Raw genomic sequence first — 20,366 nt, 5'->3', positions numbered from 1 at the left:
CTCCCAATTGATTGGATGTTTTTTTATACAAAAAGGACGATACATAAAGTATCGTCCTTTTAACGGGGTGAGGCTGCCCAAAAGTACGGAAAACCTTTGAACAGCCTCTTATTTTCATATGGATGCCTTACATATATCACTGATAATAATTATGAAATGCGGAAACATAATTACCATCAACTGATTCAAACATGAGAAATGAAACCCTACAGTGATTCCATTCCTCTACATAATCTAAAGTTTGGGTACACTAGATTCATGCAATGTAGGAGCTTTCAGAGTAGAAAGCGAACCTTCGTTTAAAATGATAGCATACATATCTCCCTCAAAAATATGCAAATATGCATATATCGTTTTTATTTCTCAATGTCAGAATATTGAAAAATAAAAGGTGCAAAGGTAAAATAAAGTCATTATCCGTCTTCTTTTGTCAGTCAGAGAGAATAGAAGAATAGGAGAGGAAAAAATGAGAAAATCATTGAAACAAAAAATAGTAAGCTCTTTGCTTGCTGTATCACTCGCTGTTAGCTTAGCTCCAATTGGGCAAGCAAAAGCGGATTCCACGTCAGAGGTTACACAAACTCCATCTATTACAAAACAGATTGATCCAAACCGCGCGATTGAACATGTTCGTTTCTTATCTGAAACAATTGGTCCTCGCCCCGGTGGAACAAAATCCGAAGAATGGGCTTCTCGTTACATTGGTATGCAGCTTAAATCAATGGGCTATGACGTAGAATATCAACCATTTCAGGTGCCCGATCAATACGTTGGATTCATTGAATCACCACTATCAACAAAACGTAATTGGCAAGCTGGTGCTGCTCCTAATGCACTCATTTCTACAGAAGCTGTTACAGCTCCCCTTATCTTTGTTCAAGGTGGGACAAAATTAGAAGATATTCCAAATGAAGTAAACGGTAAAATTGTTTTATTTGAAAGAGGAACGACAGTTACAGACTATAATAAACAAGTTGAAAATGCTGTTAGCAAAGGTGCAAAAGGTGTTCTTTTATACAGTTTAATTGGCGGACGCGGAAATTATGGACAAACCTTCAATCCCCGCCTAACGAAAAAGCAATCTATCCCTGTCTTTGGTCTTGCTTATGCGCAAGGAAATGCATTTAAAGAAGAAATCGCTAAAAAAGGGACAACAATTCTTTCCCTAAAAGCGAGACATGAATCTAAATTAACATCTCTAAATGTTATCGCCAAAAAGAAACCAAAAAAGAGTACAGGTAATGAGAAAGCAGTCGTTGTAAGCTCGCACTATGATAGTGTTGTCGGAGCACCTGGCGCAAATGATAATGCTTCTGGAACTGGATTAGTATTAGAACTAGCTCGTGCTTTTCAAAATGTAGAAACTGATAAAGAAATTCGCTTTATTACCTTTGGTTCTGAAGAAACTGGATTACTTGGTTCGGATTATTACGTGAATAGTCTATCCCAAAAAGAACGCGACCGTATTTTAGGTGTCTTTAACGCCGACATGGTTGCAACAAATTATGATAAAGCAAAGAATTTATACGCTATGACACCTGATGGCTCTACAAACTTTGTAACAGACGCTGCCTTGCAAGCAGGTAAACAACTAAATAATGACCTCGTCCTACAAGGTAAATTCGGTTCTAGTGATCATGTTCCATTTGCTGAAGCTGGTATTCCTGCTGCTCTATTCATTTGGATGGGTGTCGATAGTTGGAATCCATTAATCTATCATATTGAGAAGGTATACCATACACCTCAAGATAACGTATTAGAAAACATTTCACCTGAACGAATGAGAATGGCATTAGACGTTATCGGAACAGGAGTTTATAACTCGCTTCAAAAACCTGTTCCTCAAACTGAACAGAAAGCTGCTTAATCATTTAAAAGACCACTGATTTTATCAGTGGTCTTTTATTGAGAAAAAATATATATGCATAAAAGCATATTTTATCCTACCCATTATCGTATACAATATTAACTGTAACAACATCGATTACAACTGATAAGGAGGCTTTTTCTATTATGAAAAAAATGATTTTAGCAGGTGCATTAACTTTAGCAGGAATTACTGGAGCTACTGCGTTTATTCCTGAAACAAAAGTCGCTGCTGCCGCTCAAGAACAAAGCTTTACAAAATTTTATTCTTTGCAAACTGGAGGTAGTTCTGAACAAGAACCTATTTTCCTTCAAAAAGGACAAGAACTAACAATTCATCCTAACAGCAAAACTCCTAGTTACAGTGTTTATGACTCAAATCATAACCTAATTGGACGTTATTCTGATGGTTACGGCCGAATTTTCACTGCAAAAACAGATGGAAATATGTATGTTCAATTTCATGCACCTTACGTTTACTATAGTCCTGTTAGTTTTTCTGTTACTTATACTATTCAATAAAAAAGAGGTCCTTTATAGGGCCCCTTTTATTTCTCTTGCCAATTCACTTTTACGAATCCATCTTTCACTTTTAATCCGCTTATATTCAATACATACTCTTCATTTGCTTTTAAAGTAACTGTAAAACTACCTTTTTTCGATTCACAGATTTCCTTTAACTCTTTTATACCTTCTCCTCGTCTTTCATACACGCTAAAGCATAAGTTCCCTCGTTTTGCATCTGTCTCATAAGAAAATGTCACTTCTGTGTCCTTCTCATACTGAAGTTCAATATCTTTACCGGCAATATCCCATGATGAGAATTTCGCCTCGTAACTTGTCTCCCCTTGCTTCTCATTTTCTAAATATATATCTCCTGCTTTCCACGCGTCATCTAACGTTTGTGCAAAAGCAAAACCACTAAGTAATACAAACATTGTACTTGCCAATATCGCAACTAATGTTACTTTCTGTTTTTTAACAAAGTTCATCTTATATTCTCCTTCAACTTTCTTTTTACTTCTTCTTACCATATATAATAAAAACCCAATAAAGAATGGCAATATAACTGCTAAAATACTCCATCCTTTGCTCATTTGATGTGCTTTAGCATCTGTATATACCCATGATGCAACACATATTAAAAGTGCTATAAAAGCTAAAAACATCGTCACTCCAGCTACTTCAAATAGTACAAACGGATTAGCGAACTCTTTCATGTAATTTATACTCCTTCTTTAAAAATGACTGTATTACAACATATATCGGAATGTATACATGCATCATAATCACAATGGCTATTAACATAGGAATTTTATAATCCAAATGAGTGACAAATTGTTCTATAACAATTGTTAACAAAACAATCCAAATGGTGTGAATACAAATCATCCATTTCCTCTCTAACTTCTGAGCCTTTCGCACGCCCTGCTTCGTGTTATTTATTAGCTCTTCGCTTGGAGCTATCTCTTCTGCTAAACTGCTCTTTATTTTCTGTTCAAATTTATCTTCCTTCATGAACGAACCCCTCCAAATGTTCTCGCATTTTCTTTTTCCCATAATTAAGCCGATACTTTACCGTACCAATCGGTATATTTAATATTTCGCTCATTTCTTTATAAGAGTATTGTTCATAATAGTAGAGTACGAGCACGGTTTTATATTTTTCATTCAATAGCTGTATAACTTCCCGTATCATTTCCGCTTCCACTTTTTGAATAAATTCTTCTGATATATTCACATCATCTGCGAAATCTATTTCTTCACCATCCTCTTTATGAAACAAATCCAATATTCGATCTTTCCACCTTTTTTTCTTACGATAAAAATCATAAAACGTATGAACACAAATTGTAGTAATCCATTTTTTATAATTCTCCACGTAAGAAAGTTGGTGCCGCGATGAAAAAACTTTTATCCATGTCTCTTGAAAAATATCTTCCGCGTCTTCTTTCGTCTTTGCTAACTTATAGCATAAGGAATATATTTGCTTCTTATATATATCAATTAATTCTTCTACCTTTTCTTCCATCATAAGCCTCCTGTCATTTATATAAGACGACGCAAATTCCCTTTTTGTTTGATAAAATTTTATTTTTTTATTATCTCCACATAAAAAGGCAATCACAACATCGTGTGATTGCCTTTTATTTAAAAACGAAAGTCCGCTTCCGCTTTTCTTTATTGTCCAGCTCCAGCGGCTAGAATACTCGGTGGCTTCGCGCCTTCCTCCGAGGCAAAGTACGCCTTTCTGTCAGGAGCTCCATCCCCCTCCTATTCTAAACGAGCCGCTTCCGCTTTTCTTTATTACATTTTTTCTGGTGCAGATACTCCTACAATTGCTAATGCATTTTGAAGTGTAGTGCGTACTGCTTTCATTAACTCGTAACGAGCTTTACTTAATTCTAAATTATCTTGGTTTAATACTTTTTCTGCATTGTAGAAGCTGTGTAATGTTGCTGCTAATTCAAATGCATAGTTTGTAATACGGTGTGGTAGACGTTTTTGTGCTGCATCCGCAACTACCGCTGGGAATTCACCAAGTTTTTTCAGTAACTCTACTTCTTTTTCAGAAGTAACAAGTTTGTAGTTCACATCTCCGCCTGTAGCTAATCCTAATTCTTCACCTTGGCGAAGGATGCTGCATACGCGAGCGTGAGCGTATTGTGCATAGTATACTGGGTTTTCATTAGATTTTGATACAGCTAAGTCCATATCGAAATCTAAATGAGAGTCACCGCTACGCATTGCGAAGAAGTAACGCATTGCGTCCACGCCTACTTCTTCCATAAGCTCACGAAGTGTAACTGCTTTACCCGTACGCTTACTCATCTTCATTTTTTCACCATTTTGGTATAGTTGTACCATTTGGATGATTTCTACTTCAAGCGTGTCTTTATCGTAACCAAGTGCTTGAATAGCAGCTTTCATACGTGGAATATAACCGTGATGGTCAGCACCCCAAATGTTAATTAACTTATCGAAACCACGCTCTAATTTATCACGATGATACGCGATATCTGGCGTTAAGTATGTGTAAGAACCATCATTTTTAATTAATACACGGTTTTTATCGTCACCGTAAGTCATTGAACGGAACCAAGTTGCACCGTCTTCTTCAAAGATCTCATCGCGCTCTTTTAATACAGCAAGTGCTTGATCAATTTTCCCGTTTTTGTATAATGATGTTTCTGAGAACCATACATCAAATTTAACGCGGAAGCTTTCTAAGTCTTTTTGAAGTTTTGCTAATTCATATTTTAAACCGTACTCACGGTAGAATTCATAGCTTTCTTTTTCATCAGCTTTCGCATAACGATCACCGAATTCTTCTGCTAAACGTTTACCAATTCCAATGATATCCGCACCATGGTATCCGTCTTCTGGCATTTCTTTTTCTAAGCCTAAAGCTTGCATGTAACGAGCTTCAACAGAAAGAGCTAAGTTATGAATTTGGTTACCAGCGTCATTAATGTAGTACTCACGAGATACATCGTATCCTGCTTTTGCTAATAGGTTACATAAAGTGTCACCTACTGCCGCACCGCGTGCATGTCCTAAGTGAAGGTCACCTGTTGGATTCGCAGATACGAACTCAACTTGTACTTTTTCACCTTTACCAGTATTCGTTTCACCGTAAGCTTCACCAGCGCTTACGATTGTTGGAATTAAATCTGTTAAGTAGCTATTATCCATATAGAAGTTAATAAAACCAGGACCAGCGATTTCGATTTTTTCAATAGAAGCTTTTGCTTTATCGAAGTTTGCAACTAGTTCTTCTGCAATCATACGAGGTGCTTTTTTCGCAACGCGTGCAAGTTGCATTGCCATATTTGTAGAGAAGTCACCATTTGTTTTATCTTTTGGAGATTCTAATACAACGTTTGGAATTTGTTCTTCTGTCGCTAATTCTGCCTTTAATACAGCAGCCTGAATTTCTTCTTTAATCAATCCTTTTACCTGTTCTAAGGAATTCATTATTTTGCCTCCTTCAAATTAATTGTAATAGTATATCTGCCAGCTTCTTGTTCACTTAGAAGCAATGCGTACGTTAAGAAGAGTTGTCCTTTTTTCTTTTCATCCGACCATTTAAAAAGAACGTTATCAGTCTTTGTTTGCAATGCAAACGTACCAAGTTCACTCGTATACGTACCAGTTGTCCATTCACCTTTCGCATGCGTCTGACGCATAGAAACAGCACCTGAACGCATAATGAGAACTTGTTCATCTTGAATTTTAATAATTGTTTTCACTTCGCCTTGTTCGTTCGGCTCCTGGAATGTTACATATGTACCTTGACCTTTTACATAGTATTGACCATTTGCTTCAAAAGCAACGGTTTCCTTCCTCGCCCCTTCACGGATTTCTGTTACGAAATGAACGTGTACCGGCAAGCCTGCAAGTTGTTTCTCCACGTCTTGCACACCTTTCAAATGTTATAGATATTAAATACTACTTATAATAAATCACTTTTCCTATCATATCAAAAAAAGACTCTGTCTGTCTGCTGAAAAATCAGGAAAACTCCATTTCAAAAAATAATTCACATCTACTTTATTTCATATGATAAAATATTTTTTAAATCTAAATATTCTTTCAATTAAAGAGGTGAATGTAGTGATACCAACAAAGTTAAAAAAGGGTGCTGAAATACGAGTGATTTCACCATCGTGTAGTTTAAGTATTGTTTCAAATGAAAATAGAAAACTTGCTATAAAAAGATTAACTGACATGGGCTTTCAAGTTACATTCTCAAAATATGCTGATGAGATAGATCGATTTGCTTCCTCCTCTATTTCTTCCCGCATTCAAGACCTCCATGAAGCATTTCGAGACCCTAATGTAAAAGCTATTTTGACTACACTTGGCGGATACAACTCAAATGGTTTATTGAAACATCTCGATTATGATTTAATTCGTGAAAACCCGAAATTTTTCTGTGGTTATTCTGATATTACTGCCTTAAATAATGCAATTTACGCAAAAACAGGGCTTGTTACATATTCAGGACCCCATTTCTCTTCGTTTGGAATGGAGAAAGGGCTCGGGTATACAACCGATTACTTTTTAAAGTGCTTAACTTCTAATGAGCCTATTGAAGTCCTTCCATCTGAAACATGGAGCGATGATTCTTGGTATATAGATCAGGAAAATCGAGAATTTATTAAAAATGAAGGATATGTTTCAATGCAAGAAGGAGAAGCTACGGGAGATATTATCGGTGGCAATATGAGCACATTTAACTTACTGCAAGGTACACCATATATGCCAAATTTAAAGGAGAAAATTTTATTTATTGAAGAAGATAGTTTAACTGGAACATCTACTCTTAAAACTTTTGATCGTTATTTACATTCCCTTATGCAGCAGCAAGGTTTTGAATACATAAAGGGAATCGTTATAGGAAAGATGCAAAAAGGTGCAGAATGTACGATAGAAGACATTCAAGAAATGATTACTTCAAAACCTGAACTTGCACATATCCCTATCATTGCAAACGCAAGTTTCGGGCATACAACCCCGATTTTCACTTTTCCAATTGGTGGACGTGCAAAAATTATTTCTCACAAAGAGAAGACATCTATCACTATTTTAACGTACTAAAAAAGGAGCGAATGAGTCGCTCCTTTTATGGTTTTTCTATTTTTTCCAACGCTTTTTGCGGAATGGATTCTTTCGGGATTTCAGCCCATCCTTTTCCTTGCATACCTTTTGCATAAATTTTTATAAACGCCCCCGTATGCAATTCACGGTTCATCATTCTTTTAATAACCTGTAACTTTCCATCTTCTGTATACCCTTTAAAAGTATACAAGTATTCTCCGTCTTTTTTCTCACCTTTATCTATAACCGCATAATAATCTTGTATTTCTTTATTTGAAAAGAAGTTGTCTACAAAAGCATGTACACCTTCTGTTTTTGTGTTCAAATAATACGCTGTTCCACCTAGAATAATGGCGAATACAGCTAAAACTTTAATTACCAATTTCATACATGAACCTCCTGTTTGCACTTCTTTCTCGCTAGTATTATATCTATACTTGTATTATACGGAAAAGAGCATACTATACTCTATCTAAAAGTCTTACACTTTCCTTACATTATTGTAAGGGATTTTTTCTTACAGCCAGTTCCCAAGAAAAAATTTTTCCGTTTCATACACTTTTATATTATTATTGAATGATACGAATTTTTATTACAAAAATCAAAGGAGACAGTTTTCAAATGGCTATCTTGCAAGGTTTAGCACTATTACTTGTTGTACTTTGTCTATTTACACTTTTCAGTTACCGTGCGCCTTACGGAATGAAGGCGATGGGTGCTTTAGCTAATGCAGCAATTGCAAGTTTTCTTATTGAAGCATTTCACCGTTATATAGGTGGAGAAATGTTTCATAATGACTTTTTACAATCAGTAGGAGAAGCTTCCGGTAGTATGAGCGGTGTCGCAGCAGCGATTTTAGTCGCATTAGCAATCGGTGTTTCCCCCGTATATGCTGTTTTAATTGGTATCGCTACTAGTGGATTCGGTATTTTACCAGGATTTTTCGCTGGATACGTTTGTGCCTTCGTCGTGAAATTTCTCGAAAAGAAATTACCAGCTGGTGTGGAATTTTTAGCAATCCTATTTATCGCTGCACCAATCTCACGCGGAATGGCAATGCTTATGGATCCGCTCGTTAACGCCACACTTGGTAAAATCGGTTCTATGATTTCAGTTGCAACTACAGAAAGTCCTATCATTATGGGTATTATGCTTGGTGGATTAATAACAGTTATTTCTACCTCTCCACTGAGTTCTATGGCACTAACTGCAATGCTTGGATTAACAGGTTTACCAATGGCAATTGGTAGTCTGGCTGTAGCAGCTTCAGCCCCAATGAACTTTATTTTCTTTAAACGATTAAAAATTTGTTCAAAGAAAGATACAATTGCTGTAGCAATCGAGCCTTTAACACAAGCCGATGTTGTTTCAGCAAATCCGATTCCAATTTATGCGACAAACTTCGTTGGCGGTGCACTTGCTGGTATTATTACCTCTCTGTTCCAGCTCGTTAATAATGCACCAGGAACAGCATCACCAATCCCAGGACTTCTTGTCTTATTCGGATTTAATGACGTTGTAAAAGTAACAATTGCTGCTATATTATGTGGAATCGTTACCACTATTGTCGGATACATCGGATCTATTGTGTTCCGTAAATATCCGATCCGCTCTGCTGATGAAATTCGCGGAGTTACTTCGGAAGAGAAGGTTGCATAAGAAAAAGAGCTATTCCCATCGTTTAGGAATAGCTCTTTTTTGTGTCGCATAACGGTAAATGAAATTATATCAGCGATTTTTTTAATATATCGACTTACCAGCACATAACGACAAAATAAGAGCCCTCTAATCATATAGGGGGCTCTTACTTTATCTAACTGCAGCGGCTAGAATGATCGGTGGCTTCGCTTCTTCCTTCGAGGCAAAAAGCGCCTTTTGCAGGAAAGAACCTTAGCCACCGGGCCTAAACAGTCGGCTTCACTTTTATTTTATCTAGCTGCATCGGCTAGAATGATCGGTGGCTTCGCTTCTTCCTTCGAGGCAAAAAACGCCTCTATGTCTGAAGCTCCATCCCCCTCACATTCTGGGCGAGCCGATTCCGCTTTTACTTCACCCAACCGAGCAGCATTTCCCGCACGAATTTGCTTGCTGCGACTGGTGTTTGATCACTATGGTCGTAGACTGGAGCTACTTCTACCAAGTCTGCTCCAACTACATTTATATTTGAATTTGCAATTGCTACGATGGAATCTAATAATTCTTTAGATGTGATACCGCCAGCTTCTAACGTTCCTGTTCCTGGAGCGTGAGCTGGGTCTAATACATCAATGTCGATTGTGACATAGACTGGGCGGCCAGCAAGTTTCGGTAATACTTCTTTTAACGGTTCTAATACGTCAAATTTGTATAAGTTCATACCTACTTCTTTCGCCCATTCAAATTCTTCCTTCATTCCAGAACGAATTCCGAAAGAATATACGTTTTCCGGACCAATTAAATCACACACTTTACGAATTGGTGTAGAGTGGGATAAAGGCTCCCCTTCATACGATTCACGTAAATCAGTATGAGCATCCATGTGGATGATTGCTAAATCCGGATATTTTTTTGCCATTGCCTTAAAAATTGGCCAAGACACTAGGTGCTCACCGCCGAGACCTAGTGGAAACTTATCGGCATCTAAAAGTTTTGATACATACTCTTCAATCATGTCTAAACTGCGTTGTGCGTTTCCGAATGGTAATGGGATATCACCCGCATCAAAATATTTTACCTCTTCTAGTTCACGATCTAAATACGGGCTATATTCTTCAAGACCGATTGATACTTCACGAATACGTGCAGGGCCAAAACGAGATCCCGGACGGTAACTTACTGTCCAATCCATAGGCATCCCATAAATAACTACCTTTGACTCTTCAAAACTTGGATGACTTTTAATAAATACTTTACCTGAATAAGCTTCATCAAAACGCATATTCTTTTCCTCCTTATGTGGAACTTAAGGTATCCCAACCTTTCACTATTTCTCAAATTTGGAGCGAATTGCTCCTCTTTCTCGATTTACCGGGTCTTCTTTTTAACAACAAGAAGACGATTTTCTCTACAGAAGTGTAAGTAGCTAGCATGTTCAAGTCTTCTGGACAAACACCTTAAATGAGCTACTTACACTTTATTTGTTTGATACAATTCTCTTACTTAATTAAATCGCCAACAAATTTCGGTAATGCGAATGCTGCATTGTGTAATTCTTTTGTGTAGTATTTCGTTTCGATTTCGTGGAAACGCTCTTCACTTACTTCTAATGGATCATGTTTTTTAGATCCAATTGTGAACGTCCAAAGACCACTTGGGTAAGTTGGAATGTTTGCTGTGTATAAACGAGTGATTGGGAAGATCTCTTTTACGTCTTTAAACACAGTTGTAATTAGTTCTGGTGTAAACCAAGGGTTGTCCGTTTGTGCAACGAAAATACCATCTTCTTTTAACGCTTTTGAAATTCCAGCGTAGAAGCCTTTTGTAAATAGGTTTACTGCTGGTCCTACTGGCTCAGTAGAATCTACCATAATTACATCGTATTCATTTTCGCTTTCTGCGATATGTAGGAAACCGTCTCCTACTTTTACTTCTACACGCTCATTATCTAATGCGCCTGCAATTGATGGTAAGTATTGTTTAGAGTACTCAATTACTTTTCCATCGATTTCAACAAGAGTTGCTTTCTTTACACTTGGGTGTTTTAACACTTCACGAATAACACCACCATCACCGCCACCAACAACTAATACGTTTTCAGGGTTTGGATGTGTAAATAAAGGTACGTGTGCTACCATTTCGTGATAAACGAACTCGTCCTTTTCTGTTGTCATAACCATGCCATCTAAAATAAGCATGTTTCCGAACTCTTCCGTTTCGACCATATCAAGTTTTTGGAATTCTGTTTGCTCCGTATGTAATGTGCGGTTAATACGCGCCGTAATCCCAAAATGTTTTGTTTGTTTTTCAGTGAACCATAGTTCCATCGTACAATCACGCCTTTCAATGCAAATTTATAATAGGGACATCATTAATGTCCCCTAACAAAAATAAAACAAAACATCCAAAATGTATAGTTAAAAGTACAAAAATACCGAAAATATATTTTAGTCAGAGGGTTCTAACATATGTGCGGAAAGGGTTTGCACCGCAAAAGGAAAGAAAACCCTTTCTTAAGAAAGGGCTTTTGTCTCTATTTCTACTGGTTTACGAATTGGAATTAGGATCATAATACAACCAACTAACACAACAATTCCACCTACTAAAAACGGACTTTGTGGTGAAACAGTATGACCGATAATTCCTGATAAAATCGGAGCAATCGCACCACCTAACCAACGAACAAAGTTATAAACACCTGACGTAACAGATCTTTCATAAGGTGAAATATCCATTACATAACTTGTATATAATGCATTGTTTAAGCCAGATGCCAACCCTGATAAAACGATAAGAGTAATTTGTAACCACATAATTTTCACAAAGAATAGTGCAATTAAGAAAATCGCAAATACGAGTAAACTACCCTTCAATAATGTTTTTGGTTCATATTTTCCTTCTAGCTTATGTGCTAAAATTGCAGAACCGTAAGCTAACGCGAGTCCCCATCCGCAAAATACAAAGCCTAATTGAATAGCTGATAAATGCATAATAAGTGGTGAATATGCTAACACGACAAAAAATCCGTAGTAGTATAGCATCCCTGAAATGGCACCTTGCATAAATGGTTTATACTTCACCAGGTTAAGTAATTCCCCTACGCCAGCAGCCTTACGCTTCACTTTTCGTTCTGGTTCTTTTACAAAAAAGAATACTAAAATAAATGCTAAGAAAATTAAAATACTCGTCGCGAAAAACGGATAACGCCAAGAATGACCACCTAATATCCCGCCTAATAACGGTCCGCCAGCCATGCCTAAACCGATAGCTGCTTCGTATAATCCTACTGCTTCATGAACTTCTTTACTTAATGCTATTAATAGCGTCATTGCTGTAGCAAAAAACATCGCATTTCCTAATCCCCATCCAGCGCGGAAAAGAGATAATTGAGCAATCGTTTGCGATATACCGCATATAAACGCAAATACAGTCACAATCGCAAGACCGATTGTCATCATCCGTTTATCACCAAATCTCGATGCAAATATACCAGCTGGTAACATCATGATTGCCATCGTTAAAATATAAGCGGTAAATAACATTTCAACTTGCCAATGCGTTGCACCAATTTTCTCAGCAATAATTGGCAAAATTGGGTCAACTACCCCTATACCCGAAAAGGCAAGGAAGGTAGCCACCACTGTAATCAATCTCCCTAGTTTTTGTTTGCTCTCCATTTTGATTACTCTCCTTTTGTGTTCTCTAAAAATGTTACTGCACGATGTAAACTATCTTCTAGTTCTGCCTTTACACGTTGCATTTGCTCCATTTTTTCGTCTAGCGTTTCCACTTGTTTTTCAAGCATATCTTTAATTTCTTGAATCACTTCACGATCACGAGGGTTTTCGCTATTTCTTCTTTGCTCCATTCTTTCTTTTAACGATAAAAAATGCTGCATCTCTTGAAGCGTAATTCCTAACACTTCTTTCGCTTCCACAATTTTTTTAATTCTGGCGATATCCCCGTCTGTATACAGGCGAATGTTCCCCTCACTACGTTCAGGGGGATGAATTAAACCAATTTCCTCATAATAACGAAGTGTACGTTTTGTCAAACCAACTTGCTTTGTTACTTCATCAATTTTATACATGTTTATTCCTCCCTTCACTTGATTATTACATTTTACGTTAACGTTAACTTTTGTGCAACTGTTAGACTTTTGTAAATGTTTGTCATATTCAATTGTATTTTCCCTAAAGCAGTTTCATAATGAAAGAAAAGAGATAATAAGGAGAATTTCACATGAGTAAACCACTTATTTTCGCTCACCGCGGAGTAAAAGGAACACATCCCGAAAATACGATGATTGCCTTCCAAGAAGCAGAACGCATTGGCGCCCACGGAATTGAACTCGATGTCCACTTATCAAAAGATGGTGAACTTGTCGTAATTCACGATGAAACCGTCGATCGTACAACAAATGGCGTTGGACTTGTTTCGGAAAAAACGGTAGAGGAACTACAATCATTGGACGCTGGTAGCTATAAAGACCCTTCTTTCCATGAAGCAAAAATCCCAACGTTGCGTGAGGTTTTCATTTGGCTTTCCACAACGAACTTACAACTAAATATTGAATTAAAGACAGATGTTATTCATTACCCAAATATTGAGGAAAAAGCTGTTGCACTTGTGCGTGAATATCATCTTTCTAATCAAATTGTATTTTCATCATTTAACCATGACTCTGTTTCATTATTAGCAGAAATTGCTCCTGAAATCCCAAGAGCAATTTTATATGATACACCACTTTCTGATCCAATTGCCGAAGCAAAACATAGAGAAGCAAATGGATTACATCCAAACTTCCAGTTATTAACGAAAGAATTTGTGCAGTTAGCACAAGAGCAAGGGTATGTTTTCCGTCCATATACAATTAATGAATACAAAGATTTACAAACTATGATTGATTATGGTGTAGATGTCATCATTACTGATTGGCCAGCACGTGCCTTTGAGCTCCTTTCTTAATGGAAGGGGCTTTTTTATTTTCGAAATTTCATTGTTTAAAATAAATGAAAACCCTCAATACTAATACAATAACGCTTGTATTAATGAGGGGCTGAAAAAAGATGGATCAAACTATGAATCCAAAACTTAAAAAATATAAACGTCTTTTCTTCACCGCAATGTTTTCTTGCGTCCTTTTCTTCGTTTTTTCTTTTTTTGTTATTATTATAGTTGCAAAAATTATGGGACCTCCTCCTGTTGCGGTCCCGCAAACAAGCGTCTTTTACGCAAATGATGACACTGTTATAGGACAAAGTAATGAAATGCAAAAACGTTACAATGTATCTCTTAATGAAATTTCACCTTATGTAAAAGAGGCGACACTATCTATTGAAGATCAACGATTCTACAAACATCATGGCTTTGATATGAAACGTATTGCTGGTGCCATTGTTGCCGATTTAAAAGCGATGGCAAAAGTCCAAGGTGCTAGTACGATTACACAACAGTATGCTCGTAACCTTTACTTAGATCATGATAAAACGTGGAAACGTAAACTATTAGAAGCAATGTACACAATTCGCCTTGAGGTGAATTATAATAAAAATCATATTTTAGAAGGATATTTAAATACAATTTATTACGGACATGGCGCTTATGGCATCGAAGCTGCATCCCGTCTATATTTCGATAAAACGGCAAAAGAGTTAACATTAGCAGAAGCTAGTATGCTCGCAGGTATCCCGAAAGGGCCAAGTGTCTATTCTCCCTTTTTGAAAGAGGATCGTGCGAAAGGACGACAAGCTCTCATATTAGATGAAATGGTAGAACAAGGATATATTACGAAGCAACAAGCAGCCTTAGCGAAGAAAGAGCCACTAACTTTTGCCTCATTAGATACGAAAAAAGTAGCAGAGGTCGCACCATATTTCCAAGATGCTGTACAAGCTTCGCTCCTTCGTGATGTTGGATTAGACGAACAAGCTTTACAACGGGGTGGCTTGCGAATTTATACAACGCTAGACCCTAAACTACAAGCTGTAGCAGAACAAGCTGTAAAAGATCACATACCTGACACAACAAACATACAAACTGCTCTCGTCTCTATGAATCCAAAGACAGGTGAAGTGGCTGCTCTTGTTGGTGGAACTGATTATACTACGAGTCAATTTAACAGGGCTACACAAGCCATTCGTCAGCCTGGTTCTACATTTAAGCCATTTCTATATTATGCGGCATTAGAACGAGGATTCACGCCTGCTACGCGCTTAAAAAGCGAATATACTGTATTCACCTTAGGTGACGGCGTTTCAAAGTATAAACCGAAGAACTATAAAGATTATTATGCAGATGATTTCGTAACGATGGCACAAGCTCTCGCAGTCTCTGATAACATATATGCTGTGAAAACGAATTTGTTTTTAGGCGATGACGCGCTTGCAAAAACAGCGAAACAATTTGGAATTAAAAGTGCATTAAAAGATGTGCCTTCTCTAGCTCTTGGTACATCACCAGTAAAACCAATTGAAATGGTTAACGCTTATAGCATGTTCGCAAATGGTGGAAAAGAAGTAAAACCTACTTTCATTCGCCGCATTATGGATCATGAAGGAAATATATTATACGATGCTCATTTAGAGAGTAAACAAGTTCTCGACAAGAGCAAAGCGTTTGTAATGGAAGAAATGATGACTGGTATGTTTAATAAGAAACTAAGCAGCTATGCTGCTGTAACTGGTCAATCGATGTTATCCAAACTATCAAGAACATATGCCGGCAAATCTGGTTCTACTGAAACGGATAGTTGGATGATCGGATTTACTCCGCAAATCGTAACTGGTGTGTGGGTCGGATATGATCAACCTAAATCTATTTCAAACGTAGCAGAACAAGGATATGCGAAGAAAATATGGACTGATACGATGGAGAAAGGGTTAGAGGGACAACAAAAAAAAGAATTTAAACAACCAAGTGACGTCGTAGCGGTTAATATCAATCCAGAGAACGGTAAAATTGCTACAAAAAATTGTCCTATTTCTGTGAAAATGTATTTCGCTAAAGGTACCGAACCGACTGAATATTGTATGGATCACGTCGATGATAAAGAAGAATTTGAAAAAACGACTGAAGAAAAGAAAAAAACAAGTTGGTGGAAAAAATATCTTCCTTGGTAAAAAAAATAGCTGACGGGCATCCGTCAGCTATTTTTTATTCACTTAATAATGCACGGCGCAATTCTTCACTAGATTCGTTCCAAATAGCTTCATTATGTTCTTTCAAGAACGTACCAAGTACCTTTTTAGATGATTCATCCATATGGTCAACCATAATGTGACGCTTCAATGATTTATCCATTTTATTTACGTGCTCTGGAAGTGATTTATATCCGCGGCGAATTTCACGGTCTACTGTCATTTCACAAGCTGTTACACCTGCATAATACGCACCTGTCGCAGTTCTTTCAATCGTTACCCAAACAAGCCAAAATGGTTTTCCGTTTGGAACTTCATCTTTATTTGTTAAAAACTTAATACCTTTTTCTACTGTACTACGCGCGTGCATCGCACCAATATCAACGAATGCAGTTTTCTCTAGTACATCAACAAATACAGGTGAAATGTTTTCTAAGCTTAATGCCCCAACACCAAATCCACCATGTCCATCTGTTGAATCATTTTTCACGATATTAAAACCGATTTTTTTCTTTTTCTCTGTCATATGTAAAATCCTCCTCACTTAAAAATTATAAAAGGCCAAAAATAGGCGCAATGATGCTATCTAAAAATACAAATACATGCGGAATAACTACCTGGAAAATAGGTTGAATTGTGTAATTACTAAGCGGTGTAATAACGAGAATTAATAACGCAATTGCCCCGTATTTTTCATACTGTGTCATTTTCGCGCGAATATTTGCTGGCGCTAAATCTTCCACAACTCGATACCCATCAAGTGGCGGGATCGGTAATAAGTTAAATACAAGTAAAACGATATTCAGCATAATAAAAATCTGGAAAAATTGAGCTAACGTATCTGCTACTGCAGATGGAATTGAGTATAATACACCAAATTTTACTAAGCTATACCAAATAATTAAACCAATTGCGCTTAAAATTAAGTTACTAATCGGCCCTGCAATTGAAACTAATATACCTGCAAGACGCGGTCTTTTAAAGTTATATGGGTTAACAGGAACCGGTCTTGCCCAACCGAATCCAAGAATTAATACTGCAATCAAACCTATAGGATCTAAGTGTGCCATCGGTGATAACGTTAAACGGCCTTGTCTCTTTGCTGTATCGTCTCCAAATTTATATGCTACATATGCATGTGCAAATTCATGAACTGATAATGCGATAATAATGGCCATTGCTACCAAAGGAATTTGGTGCAACGGGTATCTAAATAACTGATCCATGCTTCATCTCCTCTTCCATATGTCAAAAAAAGAAATTATTTGTTTTTTCGATTGTTCTTCCCCATAATCCGCTATAATAAGAGTGTAACTTACATAAAAGGAGCGATTGTACATGCCATACGTAACAGTGAAAATGCTAGAAGGACGCACAGAAGAACAAAAGAAAGCTCTTGCTGAGAAAGTAACAGCAGCAGTAAGCGAAACAACTGGTGCTCCTGAAGAAAACATCGTTGTTTTCATCGAAGAAATGTCCAAAAACCATTATGCAGTTGGCGGAAAACGCTTAAGCGACAAATAATTTCAAGTTTTTTCATAAGAAGCAGCCATTAGCTGCTTCTTATTTCTTTCCTTCTAACAACTCAATAATTCTCTCTTTATATTTTCCTTTTCTTCCATCTTCATAGATTAAATCATGTGGATAGAATAGCTTTTGATCCGTTCTTTTCTTACCTGTAATCGCCTCAACAATATCCGACTCACGTGAAAGCTCTCTAAGCTCTCCGTTTGGCATAAGAAGTAGGATTGGTAGACGCTCTTCTTCTTCTCCTGCACGATAAAAGTCATACGGTAAGTCTGATGTTGAATCAACTACTAAATAATACTCCGGATCAAGTCCAATCTTTTTAAATAAACTACTTAATTCCATCCAATTATCTAAACCGTGTTTATCTGTAAACTCTACATATTTAAATAGATTTCGATTCATAAAACGGCGGCATAAATCGCTTAAAATTGGATCTTCTTCTTCCTGCCATACTTGGAAGTAGTAATACATAACGTTCTCGTCTAACTTTAAATAATCCTCTACTGTTACTTCTTCTTCAAATAAAGAATAGAAATGAACAGGATGATTTTTAAATGTATAATACTTCTCGTGCAGTGATTTCGCACGGTGTAAAATCTTCGTTAAAATAACTTCTGCACTTCGCGTTACCGGGTGGAAATATACTTGCCAATACATTTGATAACGACTCATAATGTAATGCTCAACAGCATGCATACCACTATTTTTAATGACTACTTGATTCCCATACGGACGCATTACACGCAGTATACGTTCCATATCGAAGTTTCCGTACTTTACGCCTGTAAAATAAGCATCTCTTAATAAATAATCCATACGATCCGCATCAATTTGACTCGAAATCATACTAATCGCTAATTTATTAGTAGACGTTTTTGCAATTACATCTGCTACCTTTTGTGGAAACTCCTTATCAACACGACTTAATACATCATTAATCTCCGTATCGCCAACGATAATCTTTTGCGTAAATTTCTCATGATCTAATGAAAATACTTTTTCAAACGAGTGAGAAAATGGGCCGTGGCCGACATCATGAAGTAATGCCGCACATAAACATAACAATCTATCTTCAGCATTCCAATTTGGTCTGCCATCAAACACATCATCAATCATACGACGAATAATTTCGTATACACCTAACGAATGAGTAAAGCGACTATGCTCTGCACCGTGAAATGTAAAAAATGTCGTTCCAAGCTGCTTAATACGGCGCAAGCGTTGAAATTCTTTCGTTCCGATTAAATCCCAAATAACACGATCACGCACGTGCACATATTTATGTACTGGGTCTTTAAACACTTTTGTTTCGCTGAGTTTGTCGTTTAAATATACCACTTTCCGACATCCCCCTTTCTTTACTACATTCTTACTTTATATTATAAACGAAATGAGAAACAGAAAGAAATGAAAGACTGTATTAATTCCCTTTATAAAAAGAAAAAATCACCTTTACCGAAGTAAAAGTGATTTCCTTTATACATTATTTACCTAAAACGAATTCAGCAACTTCGTCTAAGATCATATCTTTCCCAAGTGGGAAGTAACCTTTGTTTAAGTCTTCATTTTTAATTGTAAATACGTGGTTGTTTTTAACAGCGTTCATGTTTTTCCAAATTGATTCTTCTTGGAATTCTTTCAAGCGCTGAGAACCGTCACCAGTTGTAAACACGAATAAGTAATCTGGGTTGTAATCGATTAAAGCTTCTTTTTGTACTTGTACTAACGGTTTATCAGTTGGTGTACCTTTAACTGCTGGTAGTTTTAAATCATTAAAGATTACGCTACCGTAACCGTAGTCACCGTATACGCGGAAAGCATTTGGATATGCAGCCATTTTCATAAATGTTGCTTCACCAGTTTTAGCAACGATTTTGTCATGTAATTTGCTTGCTTTTTCATCATACTTTTTGAACCATTCTTTTGTTTCTTTTTCTTTACCGAAGATTTGACCTACTTCTTCAAATTTTGGACGCCATTGATCTAATGGAGTATTTAACATAACTGTTGGTGCAATTTTAGATAATTGATCATAAATCTTTTCTTGACGATTATTTACAAGAATTAAATCTGGTTTTGCAGCAGCTACTGCTTCGATGTTAATTTTATCGCCCCAAGCAGAACCAACTGGTTTAACGTCTTTTAGTTTCTTTTCAATATGTGCATCAATTTTTTCTTGAGATGTATTAGCAGTAATAACCGGTTTCATACCGAAAATTAATAATTCTTCTGTTGAACCACTAAGGTCAGCAATTTTCTTTGGGTTTGCAGGAATTTTAATTTCCCCTTTTGCATGTTTTACAGTGCGCTCTTCAGTCTTTGCATCTGCTTTCTTTTCTTCTTCTTTGTTAGAACAAGCTGCAAATAGTACAGAAGTCACAACTAGTACCATTGCTAATAGTGCCATTTTAAAATTCTTCATGTTCCCACTCCTTCTAGCTGTATTTATCTTATAAGTTACAACGAACTATAAGAAACAAAGATAACAATTAATTAATATATATTTATTAATTGTTGTTAATAACCCATTCTAACGGGCGTTCAACTTCCCATTCTTATATAAGAAGCTCAACGTCCATTAGAAGTCCCCCT

21 protein-coding genes are annotated in these 20,366 nt (G+C 36.8%); 7 read left to right on the top strand and 14 right to left on the bottom strand.

What is annotated here, in order from left to right; all coding sequences use genetic code 11:
• The first annotated feature begins 466 nt into the window (after positions 1-466).
• Positions 467-1,867: a M28 family metallopeptidase gene (locus DN404_RS03005; protein ID WP_001232218.1), complete on the top strand. Its 1,401-nt coding sequence runs from the start codon at positions 467-469 to the stop codon at positions 1,865-1,867.
• 146 nt (positions 1,868-2,013) lie between these two features.
• On the top strand, positions 2,014-2,388 hold the full coding sequence (locus DN404_RS03000) for a hypothetical protein (protein ID WP_000738221.1): 375 nt from the start codon (positions 2,014-2,016) through the stop codon (positions 2,386-2,388).
• A 26-nt stretch (positions 2,389-2,414) separates the two neighbouring features.
• On the opposite strand, the gene DN404_RS02995 is transcribed toward DN404_RS03000, so the two are convergent.
• The 5 genes from DN404_RS02995 to DN404_RS02975 form a co-directional block, all read right to left on the bottom strand.
• On the bottom strand, positions 2,415-3,086 hold the full coding sequence (locus DN404_RS02995; protein ID WP_025709663.1) for a hypothetical protein: 672 nt from the start codon (positions 3,084-3,086) through the stop codon (positions 2,415-2,417).
• A complete protein-coding gene (locus DN404_RS02990; RefSeq protein ID WP_025709662.1) occupies positions 3,070-3,384 on the bottom strand; it encodes a hypothetical protein in 315 nt (104 codons plus the stop codon). Before DN404_RS02990 ends, DN404_RS02995 begins: the two co-directional genes overlap by 17 nt.
• Positions 3,371-3,898, bottom strand: coding sequence for an RNA polymerase sigma factor (locus DN404_RS02985; protein ID WP_049106874.1), 528 nt, complete (start codon positions 3,896-3,898; stop codon positions 3,371-3,373). Before DN404_RS02985 ends, DN404_RS02990 begins: the two co-directional genes overlap by 14 nt.
• 275 nt (positions 3,899-4,173) lie before the next feature.
• Positions 4,174-5,844, bottom strand: a complete 1,671-nt coding sequence (gene argS / locus DN404_RS02980; protein ID WP_001086468.1) for an arginine--tRNA ligase — start codon at positions 5,842-5,844, stop codon at positions 4,174-4,176.
• Positions 5,844-6,281 (bottom strand): YwiB family protein, encoded by a 438-nt coding sequence (locus tag DN404_RS02975; RefSeq protein ID WP_000414865.1) that lies wholly within the window; start codon positions 6,279-6,281, stop codon positions 5,844-5,846. The genes argS and DN404_RS02975 overlap by 1 nt, the downstream gene beginning before the upstream one ends.
• Positions 6,282-6,483: 202 nt before the next feature.
• On the opposite strand from DN404_RS02975, the gene DN404_RS02970 reads away from it, so the two are divergent.
• Positions 6,484-7,470, top strand: a complete 987-nt coding sequence (locus DN404_RS02970; protein WP_049106875.1) for a S66 family peptidase — start codon at positions 6,484-6,486, stop codon at positions 7,468-7,470.
• A gap of 25 nt (positions 7,471-7,495) precedes the next feature.
• On the opposite strand, the gene DN404_RS02965 is transcribed toward DN404_RS02970, so the two are convergent.
• A complete protein-coding gene (locus DN404_RS02965) occupies positions 7,496-7,858 on the bottom strand; it encodes a YxeA family protein (RefSeq protein ID WP_000779921.1) in 363 nt (120 codons plus the stop codon).
• A 233-nt stretch (positions 7,859-8,091) separates the two neighbouring features.
• On the opposite strand from DN404_RS02965, the gene DN404_RS02960 reads away from it, so the two are divergent.
• Positions 8,092-9,129, top strand: a complete 1,038-nt coding sequence (locus DN404_RS02960) for a PTS sugar transporter subunit IIC (RefSeq protein ID WP_000996319.1) — start codon at positions 8,092-8,094, stop codon at positions 9,127-9,129.
• A gap of 385 nt (positions 9,130-9,514) precedes the next feature.
• On the opposite strand, the gene speB is transcribed toward DN404_RS02960, so the two are convergent.
• The 4 genes from speB to DN404_RS02940 form a co-directional block, all read right to left on the bottom strand.
• Entirely contained in the window at positions 9,515-10,387 is an 873-nt protein-coding gene (gene speB / locus DN404_RS02955; RefSeq protein ID WP_001209831.1) for an agmatinase, read from the bottom strand.
• Positions 10,388-10,604: 217 nt separating this feature from the next.
• Positions 10,605-11,432, bottom strand: a complete 828-nt coding sequence (speE, locus tag DN404_RS02950; protein WP_000424696.1) for a polyamine aminopropyltransferase — start codon at positions 11,430-11,432, stop codon at positions 10,605-10,607.
• 186 nt (positions 11,433-11,618) lie between these two features.
• Positions 11,619-12,782, bottom strand: a complete 1,164-nt coding sequence (locus DN404_RS02945) for an MFS transporter (protein WP_000444233.1) — start codon at positions 12,780-12,782, stop codon at positions 11,619-11,621.
• Positions 12,783-12,787: 5 nt separating this feature from the next.
• Positions 12,788-13,195 (bottom strand): MerR family transcriptional regulator, encoded by a 408-nt coding sequence (locus DN404_RS02940; RefSeq protein ID WP_000276578.1) that lies wholly within the window; start codon positions 13,193-13,195, stop codon positions 12,788-12,790.
• Positions 13,196-13,347: 152 nt separating this feature from the next.
• Between DN404_RS02940 and DN404_RS02935 the strand changes: the two genes are divergently transcribed.
• Both DN404_RS02935 and DN404_RS02930 read left to right on the top strand, forming a co-directional pair.
• The gene (locus DN404_RS02935; protein WP_000042788.1) at positions 13,348-14,073 is read left to right on the top strand and encodes a glycerophosphodiester phosphodiesterase; all 726 of its coding nucleotides are present in this window, start codon (positions 13,348-13,350) and stop codon (positions 14,071-14,073) included.
• Positions 14,074-14,174: 101 nt separating this feature from the next.
• Positions 14,175-16,226, top strand: a complete 2,052-nt coding sequence (locus tag DN404_RS02930) for a transglycosylase domain-containing protein (RefSeq protein ID WP_098280194.1) — start codon at positions 14,175-14,177, stop codon at positions 16,224-16,226.
• Positions 16,227-16,260: 34 nt separating this feature from the next.
• Here the strand turns inward: DN404_RS02930 and DN404_RS02925 are convergent, their stop codons facing one another.
• Positions 16,261-16,770 carry a YwhD family protein gene (locus DN404_RS02925; RefSeq protein WP_000136678.1) on the bottom strand — a complete coding sequence of 170 codons (510 nt, stop codon included), beginning with the start codon at positions 16,768-16,770 and terminating at the stop codon, positions 16,261-16,263.
• A gap of 25 nt (positions 16,771-16,795) precedes the next feature.
• On the bottom strand, positions 16,796-17,470 hold the full coding sequence (locus DN404_RS02920) for a site-2 protease family protein (RefSeq protein WP_000372455.1): 675 nt from the start codon (positions 17,468-17,470) through the stop codon (positions 16,796-16,798).
• Positions 17,471-17,582: 112 nt separating this feature from the next.
• On the opposite strand from DN404_RS02920, the gene DN404_RS02915 reads away from it, so the two are divergent.
• The gene (locus DN404_RS02915; RefSeq protein WP_001147171.1) at positions 17,583-17,768 is read left to right on the top strand and encodes a 2-hydroxymuconate tautomerase; all 186 of its coding nucleotides are present in this window, start codon (positions 17,583-17,585) and stop codon (positions 17,766-17,768) included.
• A gap of 39 nt (positions 17,769-17,807) precedes the next feature.
• Here DN404_RS02915 and DN404_RS02910 read toward each other — a convergent pair whose 3' ends face one another.
• Entirely contained in the window at positions 17,808-19,112 is a 1,305-nt protein-coding gene (locus DN404_RS02910; protein WP_000262730.1) for an HD domain-containing protein, read from the bottom strand.
• A 145-nt stretch (positions 19,113-19,257) separates the two neighbouring features.
• Positions 19,258-20,196, bottom strand: coding sequence for an ABC transporter substrate-binding protein (locus DN404_RS02905; RefSeq protein ID WP_000787724.1), 939 nt, complete (start codon positions 20,194-20,196; stop codon positions 19,258-19,260).
• Between the last annotated feature and the right edge of the window lie 170 nt (positions 20,197-20,366).

Source organism: Bacillus sp. TE8-1 (assembly GCF_008368855.1).
GTDB classification, from domain to species: Bacteria; Bacillota; Bacilli; order Bacillales; family Bacillaceae_G; genus Bacillus_A; species Bacillus_A cereus.
The sequence above is the reverse complement of the archived record's forward strand: the minus strand, read 5'-3'. Positions and strand labels throughout refer to the sequence as shown.